The 18,808-nt window shown below is 35.0% G+C and carries 20 protein-coding genes and 1 pseudogene; 6 read left to right on the forward strand and 15 right to left on the reverse strand.

The window, feature by feature from the left end; translation table 11 throughout:
* Positions 1 to 235: 235 nt before the first annotated feature.
* Together ON07_RS05215 and ON07_RS05220 are read right to left on the reverse strand one after the other, a co-directional pair.
* The gene (locus tag ON07_RS05215) at positions 236 to 610 is read right to left on the reverse strand and encodes a hypothetical protein (protein WP_010228783.1); all 375 of its coding nucleotides are present in this window, start codon (positions 608 to 610) and stop codon (positions 236 to 238) included.
* Positions 597 to 1,181 (reverse strand): RNA polymerase sigma factor, encoded by a 585-nt coding sequence (locus ON07_RS05220; RefSeq protein WP_010228784.1) that lies wholly within the window; start codon positions 1,179 to 1,181, stop codon positions 597 to 599. Before ON07_RS05220 ends, ON07_RS05215 begins: the two co-directional genes overlap by 14 nt.
* 370 nt (positions 1,182 to 1,551) lie before the next feature.
* On the opposite strand from ON07_RS05220, the pseudogene ON07_RS17905 reads away from it, so the two are divergent.
* A pseudogene (locus tag ON07_RS17905) lies at positions 1,552 to 1,901 on the forward strand (DUF6249 domain-containing protein).
* Between the two features lie 298 nt (positions 1,902 to 2,199).
* The gene (locus ON07_RS05230; protein WP_010228785.1) at positions 2,200 to 2,688 is read left to right on the forward strand and encodes a DUF4199 domain-containing protein; all 489 of its coding nucleotides are present in this window, start codon (positions 2,200 to 2,202) and stop codon (positions 2,686 to 2,688) included.
* Positions 2,689 to 2,905: 217 nt separating this feature from the next.
* On the opposite strand, the gene ON07_RS05235 is transcribed toward ON07_RS05230, so the two are convergent.
* The 4 genes from ON07_RS05235 to ON07_RS05250 are packed head-to-tail and all read right to left on the reverse strand — an operon-like array spanning position 2,906 to position 6,141.
* A complete protein-coding gene (locus tag ON07_RS05235) occupies positions 2,906 to 3,598 on the reverse strand; it encodes a peptidoglycan DD-metalloendopeptidase family protein (RefSeq protein WP_010228786.1) in 693 nt (230 codons plus the stop codon).
* Between the two features lie 24 nt (positions 3,599 to 3,622).
* The gene (locus ON07_RS05240; RefSeq protein ID WP_010228787.1) at positions 3,623 to 5,023 is read right to left on the reverse strand and encodes a hypothetical protein; all 1,401 of its coding nucleotides are present in this window, start codon (positions 5,021 to 5,023) and stop codon (positions 3,623 to 3,625) included.
* Positions 5,004 to 5,606, reverse strand: coding sequence for a hypothetical protein (locus tag ON07_RS05245; protein ID WP_010228788.1), 603 nt, complete (start codon positions 5,604 to 5,606; stop codon positions 5,004 to 5,006). Before ON07_RS05245 ends, ON07_RS05240 begins: the two co-directional genes overlap by 20 nt.
* Complete coding sequence (locus tag ON07_RS05250) at positions 5,590 to 6,141, reverse strand: RNA polymerase sigma factor (protein WP_029331534.1); 552 nt, start codon at positions 6,139 to 6,141, stop codon at positions 5,590 to 5,592. The genes ON07_RS05245 and ON07_RS05250 overlap by 17 nt, the downstream gene beginning before the upstream one ends.
* A gap of 396 nt (positions 6,142 to 6,537) precedes the next feature.
* Here ON07_RS05250 and ON07_RS05255 point away from each other — a divergent pair, with 396 nt between their 5' ends.
* The gene (locus ON07_RS05255; RefSeq protein ID WP_010228791.1) at positions 6,538 to 7,092 is read left to right on the forward strand and encodes a DUF2911 domain-containing protein; all 555 of its coding nucleotides are present in this window, start codon (positions 6,538 to 6,540) and stop codon (positions 7,090 to 7,092) included.
* A 75-nt stretch (positions 7,093 to 7,167) separates the two neighbouring features.
* Here ON07_RS05255 and ON07_RS05260 read toward each other — a convergent pair whose 3' ends face one another.
* Entirely contained in the window at positions 7,168 to 7,593 is a 426-nt protein-coding gene (locus ON07_RS05260) for an organic hydroperoxide resistance protein (protein WP_010228792.1), read from the reverse strand.
* Between the two features lie 103 nt (positions 7,594 to 7,696).
* On the opposite strand from ON07_RS05260, the gene meaB reads away from it, so the two are divergent.
* Together meaB and ON07_RS05270 are read left to right on the forward strand one after the other, a co-directional pair.
* Positions 7,697 to 8,779, forward strand: a complete 1,083-nt coding sequence (meaB, locus tag ON07_RS05265; protein ID WP_010228794.1) for a methylmalonyl Co-A mutase-associated GTPase MeaB — start codon at positions 7,697 to 7,699, stop codon at positions 8,777 to 8,779.
* A 78-nt stretch (positions 8,780 to 8,857) separates the two neighbouring features.
* Entirely contained in the window at positions 8,858 to 10,441 is a 1,584-nt protein-coding gene (locus ON07_RS05270) for an ArnT family glycosyltransferase (protein ID WP_237708871.1), read from the forward strand.
* Here the strand turns inward: ON07_RS05270 and ON07_RS05275 are convergent.
* The 5 genes from ON07_RS05275 to ON07_RS05295 all read right to left on the reverse strand — a co-directional run bounded on the left by ON07_RS05275 (position 10,431) and on the right by ON07_RS05295 (position 15,120).
* On the reverse strand, positions 10,431 to 11,003 hold the full coding sequence (locus ON07_RS05275) for a phosphatase PAP2 family protein (RefSeq protein WP_010228797.1): 573 nt from the start codon (positions 11,001 to 11,003) through the stop codon (positions 10,431 to 10,433). The two genes, ON07_RS05270 and ON07_RS05275, sit on opposite strands and share 11 nt — an antisense overlap.
* A 6-nt stretch (positions 11,004 to 11,009) precedes the next feature.
* A complete protein-coding gene (locus ON07_RS05280) occupies positions 11,010 to 11,237 on the reverse strand; it encodes a hypothetical protein (RefSeq protein WP_010228798.1) in 228 nt (75 codons plus the stop codon).
* Positions 11,238 to 11,304: 67 nt separating this feature from the next.
* Entirely contained in the window at positions 11,305 to 12,654 is a 1,350-nt protein-coding gene (locus ON07_RS05285; protein WP_010228799.1) for an MATE family efflux transporter, read from the reverse strand.
* Between the two features lie 133 nt (positions 12,655 to 12,787).
* Complete coding sequence (locus ON07_RS05290) at positions 12,788 to 14,203, reverse strand: M20/M25/M40 family metallo-hydrolase (RefSeq protein ID WP_010228800.1); 1,416 nt, start codon at positions 14,201 to 14,203, stop codon at positions 12,788 to 12,790.
* Entirely contained in the window at positions 14,200 to 15,120 is a 921-nt protein-coding gene (locus ON07_RS05295; RefSeq protein ID WP_010228801.1) for a PPK2 family polyphosphate kinase, read from the reverse strand. The genes ON07_RS05290 and ON07_RS05295 overlap by 4 nt, the downstream gene beginning before the upstream one ends.
* A gap of 78 nt (positions 15,121 to 15,198) precedes the next feature.
* On the opposite strand from ON07_RS05295, the gene ON07_RS05300 reads away from it, so the two are divergent.
* A complete protein-coding gene (locus tag ON07_RS05300; RefSeq protein ID WP_029331538.1) occupies positions 15,199 to 15,792 on the forward strand; it encodes a hypothetical protein in 594 nt (197 codons plus the stop codon).
* A gap of 20 nt (positions 15,793 to 15,812) precedes the next feature.
* Here ON07_RS05300 and ON07_RS05305 read toward each other — a convergent pair whose 3' ends face one another.
* The 3 genes from ON07_RS05305 to ON07_RS05315 are packed head-to-tail and all read right to left on the reverse strand — an operon-like array spanning position 15,813 to position 18,806.
* Positions 15,813 to 16,979: a sigma-54-dependent transcriptional regulator gene (locus tag ON07_RS05305; protein WP_010228803.1), complete on the reverse strand. Its 1,167-nt coding sequence runs from the start codon at positions 16,977 to 16,979 to the stop codon at positions 15,813 to 15,815.
* Positions 16,979 to 17,887 (reverse strand): DUF6268 family outer membrane beta-barrel protein, encoded by a 909-nt coding sequence (locus tag ON07_RS05310; RefSeq protein WP_010228804.1) that lies wholly within the window; start codon positions 17,885 to 17,887, stop codon positions 16,979 to 16,981. Before ON07_RS05310 ends, ON07_RS05305 begins: the two co-directional genes overlap by 1 nt.
* Positions 17,871 to 18,806 carry a mechanosensitive ion channel family protein gene (locus ON07_RS05315; protein ID WP_010228805.1) on the reverse strand — a complete coding sequence of 312 codons (936 nt, stop codon included), beginning with the start codon at positions 18,804 to 18,806 and terminating at the stop codon, positions 17,871 to 17,873. The genes ON07_RS05310 and ON07_RS05315 overlap by 17 nt, the downstream gene beginning before the upstream one ends.
* Between the last annotated feature and the right edge of the window lie 2 nt (positions 18,807 to 18,808).

Consider the following 18,808-nt stretch of genomic DNA (forward strand, 5'->3'; position numbering starts at 1 on the left):
AACAACAAACCCGGCAATTCGCCGGGTTTGTTGTTTTATAATATTGGATAAAATGATCTTTACGTCATCCTGAATTTATTTCAGGATCCCACCAATTATGCAAAAATTAAATAAATAATATTGGTCAACCTTATTATTTCAGTTTGTCACTTCGAGCGAAGTCGAGAAATCATTTCCTAGATATACTTCAACAGATCCAACAATCCTTAAAAATGTAATCTTAACAAACCTTAACTCACTTATACTGATCTCTCATAAAATTTTGTAGAAAAGGGATTTGCAAAAAGAATAAAGAAATAAATCCAATGGCGTAAATCATAGTCGATGATAAGTTGATTTTTGGAACCGAGATATAATTCATAAAACTAAAGTTCCAATTCATAGAGAAACCAGTGGTCATTAGAAAAAGACCAAAAACAGAAAGACTAATTGCAAGCACCAAAGCAATCCACACATTTTGTGAAATAAGGGGTTTATAAACAAGCTTAGAAGTTTGCTTAGCTTCAATTGCTCGCATTACATTCTTATAAAAATCTGGTGATGCTTTTTCTCTACCAGTCTCTTTAATTATTTTTTTGAAGAATTCCTCTTCTGCCTTATGCTTTTCCATTTTCACTTAATATTTTAGGCTGTATATGATTTTCCAAAGAGGAGTATAATAATTTCCTGCTTCGGTGTAATTTCACTTTTATATTATCCTGAGATAAATTTGTGATCTCTGCAATTTCTTTAACCGATTGCTCTTCATAATAATACAACGTAATAATTGCTGCTTCAATTTCCGGAAGCTTTTGAATACAATTTTTAATTATCTCTTTTCGCTCCTCCATCAACATAATTGCCAATCCGTTTTCAAAATCCATAGAAGCATCTTCAGTAAGATTTTCAACCAATTCTAAAGTAGTAGACCGTTTATTCTTTTTTATCCTATCCAAGGACTTTCTATAGGCGATTTTGAACAACCATGTAGGAAATTTGGCTTCAGCTTTAAAACTGGCCAACACCTCGTAAGCTTTTATAAAAGTATCTTGCGCGATTTCCTCTGCCTCTTCCCTATTCCTTAACATCTTAATAACCACATTATAAATATAATCCTGATGCCGATTTACCAATATGCCAAAGGCATTAGTATTCCCATCCAAAGTTCGTTTTATTAAAATAAGGTCCGATAGCTTACTCATTATTCTATAAGACGCATAAAATGTGGAATTGGTTACAGAATAAATTGATTTTTAGTTTTGTGTTGGAAATCACTTTTTCTTTGTAAGATTAAATTTTATGGTCATGCTGAACTTGATTCAGCATCTAAGCAAGTCTGAAGGCGACCCTGAATACTCCCGAGGCTTCGGGACAGGGTGACGAGTTGGTTAGGTGAATTTCTGATTCAAAAAACAGGCATAGATGAAAAATAATTTTAAAATCGATATATCTTGAATTAAAGCTCTAGTGTTCTATTGAAAACAAAAATGATATTTCTTGTAACCGAAAACATAAGCTTGGCGTCTTAATAGAAAACGAACAGAAATTATTCACATTAAAAAACAAATCATCATGGGATCTGAAGTTATTATTTTACCGGTCATTTTTGGAGTTATTTTCGGAATTTTCTATTTATACATCTCAGCAAGAAACAGGGAACGGCTTGCATTAATAGAAAAAGGAGGAGACGCTCTATATTTTATAGCTCCAACAAACGGGTTACACCAATTTGGAAAGTGATTATTCTTAATTTAGGATTACTCTTAATGGGGATCGGGATTGGAATTTTTATTGCTAATATTCTAGTTTACAATTTAAATGTAACAGAAGATGTTGCATTTCCGGGAACCATCTTTTTGATGGCGGGACTTAGTTTATTCACAGGCTTTTTCCTAACAAAAAAGCTGAATAAGGACGCTTAATCCATTAAACGGAATTGTCATAGTGAGCCTGTAGAAATGTATCTTCAAAAAGAAACTTCGACAGGCTCAGTTTGATATTTAGGATAGTATCATCTAAAGACAGAATCTTTAAGTAGTTATAATAAACATCAAAGTAAGTCGTACTTTTCAAATGCTTCGGATATTTCAAGTTGTTAAATATATAGAAGCTGAAACAAGTTCAGCTTGACGAAATTACATTTAAATAGCATTTTTTCATCAAGATGAATATAATTCTAGGTTTTTGATACCTTTACTTTTTAATCAAAGGATATCAAAAATGAATAAAATTGGGATTGAAATTAAGTGGGGTGTAATCTTTACGATTGTTGCCTTGCTTTGGATGGTTTTTGAAAAAAGTATGGGTTGGCACGATTTGCTTATTGCAAAACATGCTATTTACACCAACTTCTTCGGAATTCTAGCTGTATTAATTTTTGTACTCGCCTTAAGAGATAAAAAAGCAAATTTTTATAACGGGATCATGACTTGGCGTCAAGGTTTTGTAGCAGGTTTAATTGTTACGATTGTTGTTACTGTACTATCACCTTTATCACAATTTATCACGAGTACTTATATAAGCCCGGATTATTTTAATAATGTAATTGCATATAGTGTAGAAAAAGGGATGATGAAACAAGATCAAGCAGAAGCATATTTCAACTTAAAATCTTACATCATCCAAGCTACATTTGGAGCATTAGTAATGGGCGTGGTTACTTCGGCAGCTGTTGCTTGGTTTTTAAAATCTAAAAAAGAAGTAAGGTAAAAAATACTGTTATTTCGAAGAAGGTTTTTGCGATTGAGAAATCTCTTAGTTACTTGAAGCTGTAAACACCATCGAGATCTCTCACTAAGTTCGAGATGACAAATCGGGAAATTATACTATACCAAAAAAAATCATTTCGAAAAAACTTTTTGCGACTGAGAAATCTCTTGAGTTTTATAGGCGTATTCTAAAGTCAACGGAATATTAGATATATCTTTTAATCAATCTTCAGCAATAGGTTGGGATCCGGGCAATTTTCTAAGTAAAAATCCAGTTTGTCTGCAGCGGCAACTCCAGGATAATCGCCTGTAAATCCTTGAATATCTTTGATAATTTGAAAATGTAAGTGTGGCGCATAATCCCCATTCACTTTACGGGAACCGAGGGTGCCTATTTTATCTCCGGCTTCAACAATTTGCCCGAAACTTAGGTTTTTAATAGAGTCTTTACTTAAATGTCCATATAATGTATAAAAAGTCCTGTCTCCAACTATATGTTCCAGGATTATAGTTGGACCATAGTTACCAAAACCTTCATTTTCCTTATAACTATGTACTGTACCGTCTAATGCTGCCAATACCGAAGTGCCGGCATCGCACCAAAGATCTAAGCCAATATGTATATTTCTTGAGGAAGGAGTAGCATCGTTATTAAAAATCACACTGCGCTGATATAAGGTGCGTTTTTCATTATAACCGCCATAAGCTACTTTTGCATTTTTGGAAGCAACATACCCATCTATAAAGGTTTTCACCGCCATCGCAGATGGAATTGGCATCTCTCTAATCTCCTTATTAGTTTCAGAAAGATCTATATGAACAAAATCCTTTTTTACAAAGGTTTTATCAAGGACAGGGGTGAATTCTTTAGTGCAATCACTTATAAATTCAGTGAAATTTGATTTGGACATCGAGCTATTTTTTTCAAAAATAACTTATTTTATATACACGTCGCTAAAACTTGCATTTATGTTAACACTTCCATTGCCATCCTTAGATTTATAGTATCCATTAAGAATTTCGTTATCGTAAGATTTAGTGGATTTTATAGAAGTTGTCCTTGGATATTCAATATTACTTTGAGTACCATTATAATTGAAATTTAAGGGAGCGTTTGGTAGAGACAACCTTAAATCGCTATTTTCTAAAGTGATATCCAAATTTTTAAATCCTGTACCTAATTTCCCTACTGCAAGCTCGCCAAAGGTTCCGGAAAGTATTCCGGTTTCGGTGATTTCTTTAAGGCTTACATCGCTAGAGTTCGATATAAGCTTAATGCTTTTAGCCTTTCCTATTACACAGTCTTCAACGTAATTAGTTTTAAGTACTCCATAGTTCCAGATATTTACATTTATTGGGCTGTAAGACACTTTTATTTCGGTTTTCTCTCCTTCAATAATATTTGCAGATAATTTACTGTGTGATAAATTTGCTTTTAGATTAGTTGTTCTTTCTCCCAGTTTCAATTCGCCATATCTTACATCCACATCTAATTTGGCGTTTCTAGGGATTTTTAGTTTAATAATGCGCTTGCCTTGAGAAGAAGTTCTACTAGTCCCTCTTGATTCTCCCTTTAAATTATGTCTTCCTTCCATTTCTTTATCAAAATTCTCTCCCCAGGTTTCCATTTTCTTTTCGAAATCTTCGCCCCATCTTTCCATGTCTTTTCCGAATTTCTTTTCAAAATTTTCTCCCCAAGCTTCCATTTTCTTTTCAAAATCTTTCTCCCAAACCTCAGAGTTCTTCTCGAATTGCTTTCCCCACTCTTCCATAGATTTTTCAAAATCTTTTCCGAAGTTTTTCTCCATTTTTTTCTCCCATTTCTCCATATACTTCTCTCCATCTTTCTTATAAGCATCATAATCAAAGTCCATATTTCCAATCTTTTCATGGAATTGAGGTGGTAACGGATTTTTACTTATGTTTTCCAACATAGGAGCTATCATATCTGTCATCATCGGGCCTAAAATATTTTGTAGTTCCCCCATAGATTCGGTTAGGGAAGAAAGATCCATGTCTAAATTTAAATTCATCCGAGTTCCTCCACCAGAAGTGATTTCAATTTTATCGGAGTTCCCTGAAGTTTCCAATTTCCAACCATCCAAGGCTTTTTTAGCATCTTCAGCGCTTAAGTTTCCGGTTTCCAGAAAGGCTTCTATAGCTACTTCATTTTTATCCCAATTTTCAACAATTATATTGGTGTATTTTGAATCTACTACTACAGAAACGTCCTGTTTTGTCTTATAACTCTTCTCGAGTTTTTTAGTTTGAGCAAATATCCCTGCTGAAAATAATAAGCAAAAAAGTAGGATATAATTAGACTTTATAGTTTTCATTAGTTGTGTTTTTAGTTTGTTTGATTTCTTTTAATTTATTCTTGAGTTTATACAGCAAGTCCAAGCGAAATTGAAGATTTTCGACCATTGCTTCAATTGTTTGCTCATTGGGACCGGCTTCATTAAACTCGGCATTCAAGCGTTTATATTCATTATTTAATTCTGCCATTTTCCCCATAAATGAGTCTATCAAGGCTTTGTTGTTAGGATTTACTTCTAGTTTAGCCAATTCCATATTGATGCCAGCTAAGTAATAGTTCTCTATCTTTTTAAAATCCGGAGAAACTTCACTTAATTGAAACTCTTTAACCGGAAGCTTAGTTGCATCTTCTTTAGTTTCTGGAGAGATAACCAGCGGAACCTCAGTGTTTATTACTTTTTCTTTATTCAAAAAGAAAGCACCAATCCCTACTGCTACAATAAAAATTGCCGCAATTTTTAAAAAATTAAATTTATTGCTGTTGTTTTGTATTGGCAACGCAGCATCTAGCTTAGCCTCAAAACGTTTGTGGTGATCCTTACTCAGCTTTTCCTTAGTCCAAGGCTCATCTTCCTTGAACATATCTCTAATATCCTGTGCCATTTCTAAATGCTTTTAATTTTTCTTGTAATTTTTTCTTTCCCCTATGCACCAGCGTTCTGGAAGCAACCTGTGAGATCTTCAATATTTCTGAAATCTCCTCATGATCATATCCTTCAATTAAATAAAGCATAAGAGGGTATTTATATTTTTCTGGAAGCTCCTGAATTTCAGCTTTCACTTCTCCAACTCCAATACCATCATCCACCTGCCAATCCTGAGCCTCATCATCTGCCACCTTTTCAATTAACTGCTCATTTAATGCAACATATTCCAGTTTCTTTGCCTTTAACTGATCTAAACACTTATTTATAACAATTCGCTTTAACCATGCTCCAAAAGTGACTTCTCCGGAGTATTGATGAAGTTTTGTAAAGGCCTTCACAAAAGCTTCCTGCATAGCATCTTCAGCCTCGGCCGTATCCCTAAGGAATCTACTGGCCACAATGAACATCCCATCACAATAACTGTTATATAGTTTTAATTGTGCTTTTCTGTTATTGGCACGACAATCTTCTATGAGTTGATGCTTTAACAAAATTTAATACTGCTTAATTGGTTAGTACTTAAAAGACGAGCTAAGTTTTCCATTGTTGCAAACATTATCAATTATTTTTTTAACAAAAGCATTTCTGAAAGGTTTTGCACATTTTTTAGATGTGTATCCGTTTTTTATCCTAATTGTTCCCTCGTCACCCTGAATTCATTTCAGGGTCTTAATATATTAATGGGATTTTGAAACTCCCTAACGGTCGGAACAGAATGATGCCTTTCTCAGTTTAGGCCACTTTACGGACAAGCAAATTTTTTAATCACCAACTACCTATAAATAAAGGTATTTGGTATAGTTTTAGAAAACTATCTTTAAATTAAGAATTTTAAGAGAAGCCGTTTCTCTTTTGAATCTGATTTTAGAAATAGAAATTTATTATAAATGAAAAAGTCTCAACGCTTTACTATTAAAATAATAATTGCTGTGTTTGCAGTAATTATTGGAGGGGTCTTATTATGGCTTTACTCTACTAAAGCCTTAAGCCCGGAAGATATTAGTGTTTTCTCTGAAGACTCTTTAAAAATGGAAGTCGTTTATAACAGGCCTTATAAAAAGGGAAGAGAGATCTTCGGAGGATTGGTGCCTTATGGAGAAGTTTGGAGAACTGGAGCGAATGAAGCAACTACATTTTCTACCAATAAGGATATTTTAGTAGATGGCTCTCCCCTTCCAAACGGCACTTATACATTATGGACCATCCCAAATCCGGGCACTTGGAAAGTAATTTTTAATTCCAAGATGTATCCATGGGGCATCAATCTTGAAAAAAAGGCCTCGCGTGACCCTAATTTTGATGTTTTGATAATAGAAGCTCCTGTAATCAGGGTTCAGGATACTTTGGAGCAATTCAGTATTTATTTTGAAAAAGCTAATGATCTAATGCTTTTAAACCTTGCTTGGGATAATACGAAAATAACCTTACCCATTAAAAAATAAAAAAGCTGTTCAAAAAATTAATTTTCTGAACAGCTTCTATTTCTTGTAAAATTAAAAAATTGAGATTTCGCTCAATTATTCGTCCAACATTAAATTTAGAGTAACGTCTATATTATCTCTGGTAGCTCTAGAATAAGGGCATATTTCGTGCGCTTCATTTACCAACTCTTCCCCTTGCTCAACATCTACACCTGGTATATAACAGTCTAAAATAGCGGCTAATTGTAAATTACCACCTTCTAAAGTTCCCAATTTCACAGTAGCCGTAACACTAAAATCACCTAAATCTACTTTGTGTTTTTTAGCAACTACCTGTAAAGCACTTCCAAAACAGGAAGAATACCCGGCCGCGAATAACTGCTCTGGATTAGTGAAATTATCACCTTTACCGCCCATTCCTTTAGGCATACTTACTCTCATATCTAATATACCATCGTCACTTTTCACATGTCCTTCTCGACCTCCGGATGTAGTAACTTTGGCTTTGTACAATGTTTTCATCTTGTATATTTTTGATTAATTTTATTTAAATTTGAAGATACCAACATAAGCAGTTTACTTCAAAAGAAGTGCTCATAAATTTGTCATAAATCTCAATTTCAATTTGTCGAAATCAGCTAAAAAATCTGCTTTGCATCAATCAGCAAGCACACCTGCCACTCCAAATATTAATCCGGCTTCCCGAGAAAAGATTAAAACTTCCAGAAAAAAAATAGCTCAAGATTCAGCATTAGCATCAAAATTATTAGCGGGCGATAAAACCGCATTGAGTAGAGGAATCACTTTAGTTGAAAGCAATCAGATAGAGCATCAGGCTATTGCCGAAAAATTGATAGAAGAATGCCTTCCACACGCACATATGTCCCTTCGAATCGGTATTACTGGCGTTCCCGGGGTGGGAAAAAGTACTTTTATTGAAGCCTTTGGTAGCTATTTGATTAAACAAGGCAAAAAAGTAGCGGTTTTAGCAGTTGATCCTAGCAGTTCGGTTTCTCACGGAAGTATTATGGGCGATAAAACTCGGATGGAACATTTGGTAACCGAAGAAAATGCCTTTATTAGGCCATCTCCATCCGGAGATTCGCTGGGTGGGGTGGCGCGAAAAACTAGAGAGTCCATTATCCTCTGTGAAGCCGCCGGATTTGATATTTTATTGATAGAAACTGTTGGCGTTGGGCAAAGTGAAACCACTGTCCATAGCATGACCGATTTCTTCTTATTGCTGAAACTAGCAGGAGCGGGAGATGAGTTGCAAGGTATTAAACGTGGAATTATAGAAATGGCTGATGCTATTGTAATAAATAAGGCAGATGGAGATAATTTAAAATCTGCTCGGGATGCCAGGCTGGAGTTTAAAAGAGCTTTACACCTCTATCCACCCAAAGCCAGTGAATGGCAACCAAAAGTATCTTTATGTAGCGCGTTGGAAGAAACTGGAATTAAGGAAGTTTGGGAAATGATCTTGGAATATAAATCTTTAGTAGATAAAAACGATTATTTCGAAAGCAATCGTCACAATCAAAATAAATTTTGGTTGCTACAGACAATCAATGAGCATTTAAAAAATAGATTCTATCAAGATCCCAAGATCAAGAAATCATTGGAGGAGCAACTTACCGCTATAGAAAATAATAAAACTACTCCCTTTGCAGCAGCGAAATTATTGCTGAAACTACAAGGCTCTTAAAAATTATCATTTACCTTCAGCCTATGAATATTTTAAAAAAAAATCTACCATAATCATCCTATACTTTTACTACTCCTTTTGGGAGTTTTAATTTTTATTTCCAATCTCGATGTGTTGATGGTGAATATTATGGAGGCTCGAAATTTTATTAGTGCCAGGGAAATGCTTACTCACAATAACTGGATCTTTACAACCATGAATGAGGCCGCTCGTTATGAAAAACCTCCCTTCCCTACTTGGTTAACAGCAATTTCTGCATACTTTTTTGGTATGGAAAATTTATTCGCTTATCGTTTGCCCGCAGCACTAACTTCTATTTTTCTACTGATTATATTTTATAAGCTTCAACTTTTATTGGTAATAAAAAAGCATGTTGCTTTTATCTCTAGTTTAATTTTAATGACCTCCTTTTATATTGTTTTTTCAGGAAGGGATGGTCAGTGGGATATTTTCACGCATGCATTTATGATGGGATGTATCTATTTTTTAATCCGCATATTTCAAACTCTAAATCATAAATATCTCTATGCAGTTGTTGCCGGATTATTTTTTGGCGCATCTCTTTTAAGCAAAGGACCGGTATCCTTATATGCATTATTTTTTCCTTTTTTAATTAGCTACTCACTCACTTATAGATTCGAAAATCTAAAAGAAAACTGGAAACCTATTCTTCTCTTCATTCTTGTTGGTTTAACTATAGGCTGTTGGTGGCTTATTTATGTGCATTACTACGACGCCGAAGCTTTTGCGGCGGTGGCTGAAGTAGAAAGCGGTAGATGGCTGTATTATAACGTTCGGCCATTCTGGTATTACTGGAGTTTCTTTACGCAAAGTGGGATTTGGACCATTCCGGCTTTTGTAAGCTTGTCCTATTGGTATTTAAAACCAAGAGTTTCTAATTTAAAAGCCTATAAATTCTACATTTTATGGACACTCTTTTCAGTTGTTTTACTATCTATAATTCCTGAAAAGAAGAGCAGATACCTTTTACCGGTATTAATTCCACTAGCGATGACCACTGGTTTTTATGTGGAATATATTATAAAGAATTTCAGTCACAGATTAACAAAAATTGAACGTGTTCCAATCTTTCTGAATTTTATAGTTTTGGCAATTATTGCATTTGGAGCTCCCTTTGTTTTGTACTATTTCTTCGGAGCAGGAATTTTGGAGAAAACTTTCACTTATATTTTAGTAAGTATTGCGTTGGTTCTAATTGGAGTCGGCTTTGTATTCGGTTTACTGAAAAAGAAACCGAAATTGTTATTCGGACTTCAATTTCTAATGATATTGGCAATCCTAAATTTCGGATTTCCCTTAGCTGAATTAATCTCACCACACAGAAATGATCCAAATATTGAGGCTCTGAAAGCATATGAAGAAGATGAAAAAATAAGAATTTATGAAGCCTCCGGAATTATTCCTGAACTGGTTTTTGAATATGGAAAACCATTGCCCATTGTAAAATCTGAAGAAGATCTTCCAGTAGATGCCAACAATAAAAAATTTGGAATCTTAGTGCATCAAGAAGCTCTAAATTGGAAAGAAAACTTTAAAAATTATAATTATAAATTGATTGATACCCTAGACCTTAATCCAACAATGGCTAAAGGAACCAACAGTCGGTTGATTCGAGAATTCTATGTATTAACTAAAGAGTGATCTTGAATTTTCCGAAGAAATATTTATGCAAAACCACAAACACCAAGCCTATTAGAGTCCCAAGGAACATACCGGTTGCAATGTCTAAAGGATAATGAACTCCAACATAGATTCTACTGTAAGCCACTATCACAGCCCAAAAGATTAAGAAATAGATCAGTTTTGGATAGAATTTTTTCAGAATGAATCCAACAAAAACGGCTAAAGCTATAGAGCTGGCGGCATGGGCAGAAAAGTATCCAAACCTACCGCAACGCACAGCAATAAAACGAGCATACTCCTTAACGCCTTCTTGACCACAAGGTCTAGGTCTTTCAAAACCATGTTTAAAAAGATTGGCTAATTGATCTGTACACGTGATCATTAAGGCTACTAAAACGATGGTGATCAAGGTTCCTTTGGCTCCAAATTTCTTATAGATTAAAAATAATAACAATGCATACAAAGGAATGGCGGTCCATTTATCGGTAATTAGAAGCCAAAACGGATCCCAAGCGGTGGTACCAAGATTATTTAAATAAAGAAATAACTCTCTATCGTATTCAATTAGTTGATCTATCATTGATAATTAATCATCGTATCGAGAAACTTCCCTGTCGTAAAATTCATTTGCTTGCGTAATTAAGATCTCTGCTTCTGTAGCAAGTTCTTTTTCATCACTTTTATCAAAATCCTCCAACCACTCTACATCATCGTTCTCCAAATTGATGATAAATCTTGGATATTCAGTGTGAATCACAAAAATAGCATCCGGGAAATCGGTATTGTCACCTAAAAGAAATTTTGGGAATTCCATAGTTTTTACTTTTTATAATTTTTCGGAAGTAAGCCATATTTCTTGCTGAAATTTTTTCAGCATTAAATTAAGCAGCCTTCAGAATTAATTTTTTACTTAAATAATTGAACCTAAAATACAACATTATAGCCGATGCACTTAAGCCTGCTAATAAACCTAACCAAATTCCCATACTGCCTAATTCCTCTGCCCTTCCATAAAAAATTGACACGGGGAATCCTATGATCCAGTAGGCAATAAAACAAATAAGTGTGGGAATTTTTACATCTTGTAAACCTCTTAATGCTCCAAGAATTACAACTTGCAGGCCGTCACTTAGTTGAAATAAAGCAGCAACCACCAATAGTTGCGCTGCAAGAATAATCACATCTACATTGTCTATATAAAATGTTGGCAACCAATCTTTCATTAAAATAAAGAGAATGGCAAAAACAGCTTCAATTAAAAACACCAATAGGAACGTAGAAAGTGCAATCCTCCTTAGTTCCTTATAATTATGCAGTCCTTTTTGATTCCCAACTCGTATTGTGGCTGTTACTCCAAGTCCAACAGCGATCATAAAGGTCATAGATGCCAAATTGAGCGCAATTTGATTTGCAGCCTGCGGATTGGTTCCTAACATCCCTGCTAAAAAGATTGTTCCTGTAAAAATTGCTACCTCAAAGAACATTTGTAAAGCAGTTGGAAAACCTAAGGCTAGGATTCTTTTAAAGATTGCAAGCTTAAAAAATTCATTTTTAGACCAAATGAAATAAGGCTTGAATTTCTTTTTCTTTCTCATTACTTCCCACAAGAACCACAACATAAAGAATCTTGAGATCAAAGTTCCTATCGCGGCTCCTTCTAATTCCAATCTTGGGAAGATCCATATTCCGTAGATCAATAAGAAATTGAAAATTACATTCACCACATTAGCTATTAAAGTAGCATACATGGCATATTTAGTTTGCGATAAACCATCGGCAAACTGCTTGTAGGCCTGAAAGATCATTAGCGGAATCATAGAAAAAGCAACGATTTCCAGATAAGGGATAGCTAAAGTAACCACTTCTGGCGGCTGATCTAAATGATATAAAATAGGTTTAGCTAATAATAGAAGCAGAAATAAAGCAATTCCATTAACAGTACACAACATTACACCATGATGAAAATAGCTCCTTCCTTTTTCGATATTTCCTGCTCCATCTGCTTCAGCAATCAAGGGAGTTATTGCAAATGAAAAACCAATTCCTAGGGACAAGGCTATAAAAACCAAACTATTTCCTAAAGACACTGCAGCTAATTGTGCGGCACCCAACTGTCCGATCATTAAATTATCGGCAAGCCCAACCAAAACATGCCCCAATTGTCCCATCATAATAGGAAAGGCAATGCTTAAATTGTATTTGAACTCTTTAGTGTAGGCTGTTAACTGCAATTTCTGAAATTAAGTGGCAAAGATAACAGGATTTGTTTGGGCAAAAATCGAATTCCATTTTAATTTTCTAAAAATCAAAACTGATCTTTGTCCTGAAAATTAAAATGGAATTCTAAAGATGAACTACTTTCTGCTACAATTTTGAAACTCCGGAATTTTTTGAAATTCCGTATTTATCTACTAAGTAAATTAGAGAGGCCATTGTAGCTGCACCCAATTCTAATTCTCGTTTATTTACCTGATCGAAGGTGTCATTTTCTGAATGATGATGATCGAAATAACGCTGAGAGTCTGGTCTTAGTCCGGCAAGAACAATTTCACCATTTTTCAAGGGACCGATATCTGCACCACTACCGTTCATTTCGAAATAATGAATTAAATATGGCTTAAACAAAGGCTTCCATGCCACAATTTGATCAAATTGATCTTGTCTTGCTTCAAAAGAAAAGCCTCTTGGAGTAAATCCACCGGAATCACTTTCTAAAGCAAAAATGTGATTTTCATTCTTTTCTTTAGCTACTTCAGCATATTTATTACCACCACGCAAACCATTCTCTTCATTCATAAACAAGACTACACGAATACTTCTTTTTGGCTTAATTCCAGATTCTTTAAACAAGCGTAATACCTCCATTGATTGAACCACGCCAGCTCCATCGTCGTGAGAACCATCACCTACATCCCATGAATCCAGATGCCCACCAACCACGATATATTCGTTAGGAAATTGGGAACCTGTGATCTCACCAATTACATTATAACTCTGAACATCCGGTAATTGCTCACTATTCAGTTTAAAATATACTTCCGCTTTCTTTTCAATTTTTAAAAGTCCGCTTAAGTATTCTGCATCATTAGTGCTTATTGCCGCTGCCGGAATTCTTTGAGAAGGTCTTAGCTCTCCATAGCTCATAGTTCCGGTATGAGGGAAATCATCCAGCCTTAAATTCATAGACCTTACCAATACTCCTTTTGCACCATATTTTGCAGCTTCTGCCGCTCCGGAATAACGCTGATCTACACAGCCACCATAAGCTTCGAAGGTGCTTATAAGATCTGCTCGCATTGGCCTGTTATAGAATACTATTTTCCCCTTAATTTGCTCCTCACCATATCTAGCAAGATCTTCAATTCCTTGCACTTCTATAACCTGAGCTTTTGCTCCACCCTCTGGGGTAGAAACAGAACCTCCAAGTGCCGTAATATTAATATTTCTAGTACTTCCCGGTGCCGTCTCTATGTAAGCAAATTCCTTTGCGCCACGTACCCATTTTGGAACCATTACCGGTTGTAACCATACTTTATCTAAACCTAAAGTTTCTAACTCTTTTTTGGTATAATCCACCGCTCTTTGAGCATTTAAAGATCCTGAAAGCCTCCCTCCAATATCATTGGACAAATGCTCTAACCATTGATACGATTTGCCATTAAGCAAAGACATATCATATAATTTTCTAAGGTTTAAAGAATCTTCCTGAGCATTATTAATTTGTGAAAATGATAGCTGACAACACAAAATGGATAGTCCTACTATAAGTATTTTTCTCATCGACATAATTTTTTGAATTTTAAAAAGGTAATTATAAGATTTCTTTTTTTTAAGATCTCCCTGTATTCTTCAAGATTATTTTTAATCTCAGGAGACAACTCCGGTTCCTGAACATCCTTATATTCTGTAAGCACATCATATAATATTTTAGCGACCAAATAACGTGCCGTGTCCTTATCATCGGCGGGGATTATATACCACGGAGCATGAGGTTGGGAAGTCGAATTAATAGCGGTTTCATAAGCAGTTTGATACTCGTCCCATAACGCGCGCTCCTTAAGATCTCCAGGTGAAAACTTCCAATTCTTTCCGGGCTTATTCAATCTACGCAACAAGCGTTGTCTTTGTTCTTCTTTTGAAATATGAAGAAAAAACTTAAAGATCAATGTGCCATTTTCAGAAATATGTTTTTCGAAATCTCTAATGGAATTAAAACGATCTTCCCAAAAGTCTTCATTAATATCTTCTAATTTAGTGACATCAGGTAAATTCTCGCCAAGAATATATTCCGGGTGTACTCTGGTAACTAATACATTTTCATAATGGGTTCTATTAAATACTCCAAACTTTCCACGGGCAGGCAAGGCAATATAATGCCTCCATAAAAAATCATGCTTAAGCTCCAAAGATGTTGGCACTTTAAAACTATGAACCACGACTCCTCTGGAATTAAAATCTTTAAACACCTCCCTTATTAAACTATCCTTTCCAGCAGTATCCATCCCTTGAATGCAAATTAGCACTGCATATTTACTATGAGCATATAATTTATCCTGCCATTTACCAAGTTTTCGTCTGGTATCTTTCAGGGCATCTTTAACTTTTTTCCCATTGGTTTCCAAGGAGTAGGAAGTTGCTTTGTTTTTTAATTCAATTTCAGAATCTATTCGAAAATGTTTAAGATCCAATTTATCCATATTCTAAATCGTTGAATGCTAAATATACAATCTTTAAGAAACATATTTTTTTTTATCTTCGCCCTTAAATTCACTAGCTTGGAAAGAGAAGAGATAATAAAGAATGTTACCACTTTACTAAAGGAAATTCCCAGTTCTATGGATGTGGTGAAGAATGATTCTAAACGCGATCAACGATTCCAGTATTTGGCAACTCATATGGTTGATAAAGCCCTCGAGAAGGATGCGCTTATTATTAGTGAAAATCAAAAAGGATTTGCTATTCTTTTTAAAACTAATAAAAAAGAGGAAAACTTCTGGAAAGAATTACCTGAGCAATTAGGTCTTGTTTGGAATGTTACAGGGATAAGAAAGGCTTTAAGTATCCTGAAAACCCAAAAACACATTAAAAACCGGCGCCCGCAAGAAGGGGAATATCTATACTGCTGGTTTTGGGGGATTTTAGAAGATTCGCGAGGTGCAGACAAACAGGTAGGGAAAGAGATGAAAGACGAATTCTATCGCAGAGCAAATCTTTATAATATTCCTTTATATGCTGAAACTAGAATGCGGAAAAACGCACTGGTGTATCAGCGCTTTGGATTCGAACTTTTTAATGAGTGGCAACATCCAAGTGGAGATACAATGTATTTCTTAAGATACATTCCACAATCACTTAAGGATAAGAAGTAGTGTCCTTCTAAACTTTCTTATTAAGATTTACTAGCAAATAGTTTCACGTCTTCTTCGGTCACTTCTGAACCTCCAAGAATAATGAGGCGTTCTACCACATTTCGTAATTCTCGAATATTTCCTGTCCAGTCATAATCTTGTAATTGTTTTATAGCATTTTCAGTAAATACCTTCACATTACTTCCATGCTCTTCTGCAATTTTTTCTGCAAAGAATTTTACCAACAATGGAATGTCCTCTCTACGCTCATTTAAAGGTGGAACCTTAATAAGGATTACCGCCAATCTATGATAAAGATCTTCTCTAAATTTTTTGTCTTCAATTTCCTTTTTCAGGTCTTTATTTGTAGCCGCAACAACTCTTACATCCACTTTAATATCCTTATCGCTTCCTACACGAGAGATCTTATTTTCCTGCAACGCACGTAACACTTTAGCTTGAGCAGAAAGGCTCATATCTCCTATTTCATCCAAGAAGATGGTTCCCCCATTAGCCGCTTCAAATTTTCCCGCTCTATCCTTATTTGCTGAAGTAAAAGCACCTTTTACATGCCCAAAAAGTTCACTTTCTATTAATTCTGAAGGAATCGCGGCACAATTTACCTCTACCATAGGACCGTTAGAGCGTTCGCTTTTTTGATGAATCCAATGCGCAACCAACTCTTTACCTGTTCCGTTTGGCCCGGTTATGAGTACTCTGGCATCTGTCTGTGCAACTTTTTCTATAATTTCCTTAATGGAAGAAATTGCAGGAGACTCTCCAATCATCTGGTATTTTTTACCTACTTTCTTTTTAAGTAGTGTATTTTCTACCAGCAATTCTTTTCGGTCTAGCGCGTTACGAACGGTGTTTAGTAATCTATTAAGGTCTGGTGGCTTCGAAATATAATCGAAAGCTCCCATCCTCATCGTATTTACCGCCGTATCTAAATCTCCGTGACCAGAAATCATTACAACCGGCACTTCTGGTTTTATTTTTTTTATGGCTTCTAGCACTTCGACGCCATCCATTTTAGGCATCTTAATATCGCATAAAACAAGATCGTATTCTTCATCTTTTATTTTCTCTATTCCAACTAATCCATCTTCAGCTTCTTCCAGTTGATAGGACTTGTTTTCTTCAGAAAGAATTTTAACTAAAACCCTACGAATTGCTGCTTCATCTTCTATTACTAAAATCTTCGCCATTATAATATACTGAATTTAAGACCTGTACGGCCATATAAAGAATTTGTGTCGTTTATGGTATAAACCCTATCCTGATTTTCATCTCTCAACCGAATTTTGTTAATAAGACTATGACCACCGTAAATATAGAAAGAAAAATACTTTGAGAAATTCCATTCGTATCCAATCCCCGATAAAACTGTAGTCATCGAAATGTTTTGAGCCAATCTTTGATCTAAAGAAGTAGTTGGATTAGTATTAAATTTGTTCTGGACATTGGCATAGAAGCCATCTATTGTTACATAAGCTTGGAGGGCGCTGTTCTCTGTAAAATAATATCTCAAATTAGATTTTGGAACCCCTAAAGTATAAGACCACTTAGGATCGAATCTTTTATAATAATTAACGATGGGTAATGGAAATTTCACACTTGTAGAGGTGGAATAACGCAATCCCAAAATTAACCTCCATGATCTTATATCTCCTTCTACTGAATCTCTTGATTTTATGAAGTAAACTGAGCCTGTATATTCAATATCTTCATTTTGTAGATCTCCTGTTTCAAAATTTGAGGTTGCGATTGCCTCTACTACTGCTCCAAATCTCCAATCCTCCGTCATTTTGAATGTATACCCCAAATTGAAGGAGTATGCCTTTAAATTTTCTAAATTTTCAGTTAAAAACGGCGCATCATCTTTATATTGAAAATTCACATTTTCATATTGAATACCCGGTATTAAATACGCTCCACTGTCATTCAACTTAATAGGGAATTTTAAGAAAGATTTAAACCGACTAAAAGAATTATCTGAATTAGACTGAGGGAAATAGGTGTATTCTACCCTAACTAGATCGGTTGCCTGACCTTGCATTATGGTAGTTATTCCTATAAAAAATAAGAATAAGAATGCTTTAAGAATTCTCTTCATTTGCGGGCGGGATTGTAGGATTACTTGCATTGGCAGGATAGAACATATGCACATCTCTTTGCGGGAAAGGAATGGTAATACTATTCAATCTGAATTTATGATCTATTTTAAATCGCAACTGACTTTTAATTTTTGGATCTACAAAACTATCTGTAACGAAGAAATGTAGAGAAAAAACCAATGCCGAATCGCCAAAATCTTCAAAAAGTACAAAAGGTTCCGGTTTTTTAACTATTCCTGTTTGCTCTCGCGCACACTCCAATAAAATTGCCTGAACCTTTTCTGTATCGCTTCCGTAGGCAACTCCAACTTTTACGAATTCTCTGGTAGATCTATGATTTTGAGTGTAATTAAATAAGATCTCGCTTATAAACTTGTGATTAGGGATCACCATTACTTTATCATCCCTAGTTAACACACGTGTAGTCCTTAATTTAATATCTATCACTCTCCCAACACGTCCTTCCATTTCTACGATATCTCCTACTAAAAGAGATTTGTCTACTATAATAAAAAGACCCCCGATAATATCCTGAAAAAGTTCCTGCAAGGCTAGTCCTAAACCAACAAATAGTGCCGCAGATGCGGTAAGCAACACGGTAATATTTATTCCTGCAGAACTTAGGGTTACAATAATTACAATTAAATAAACCAGATACTTTATAAATTTGAAGACACTTATAAACTTAAGCTTATCATTTTCCTCTAACTTTCTAGTTAAGAAAACTCGAGTTAACCTAAGAGCAATTGTTGTAATAATAAAAGTAAAGATCACCAAAAGAACAATACCTACAGTTATTGTAACACCTTTGGTATCCTCTCCGGTAAAAGGATAAATAGTAAAATTCAGGAAATCTTGGATTAAACCCCAGATGTCCTTTTCTATTACTTCCTTAACTTTTTCTACATTCCCTTGCATTC

Source organism: Gillisia marina, from assembly GCF_000258765.1.
Lineage (GTDB): Bacteria > Bacteroidota > Bacteroidia > Flavobacteriales > Flavobacteriaceae > Gillisia > Gillisia marina.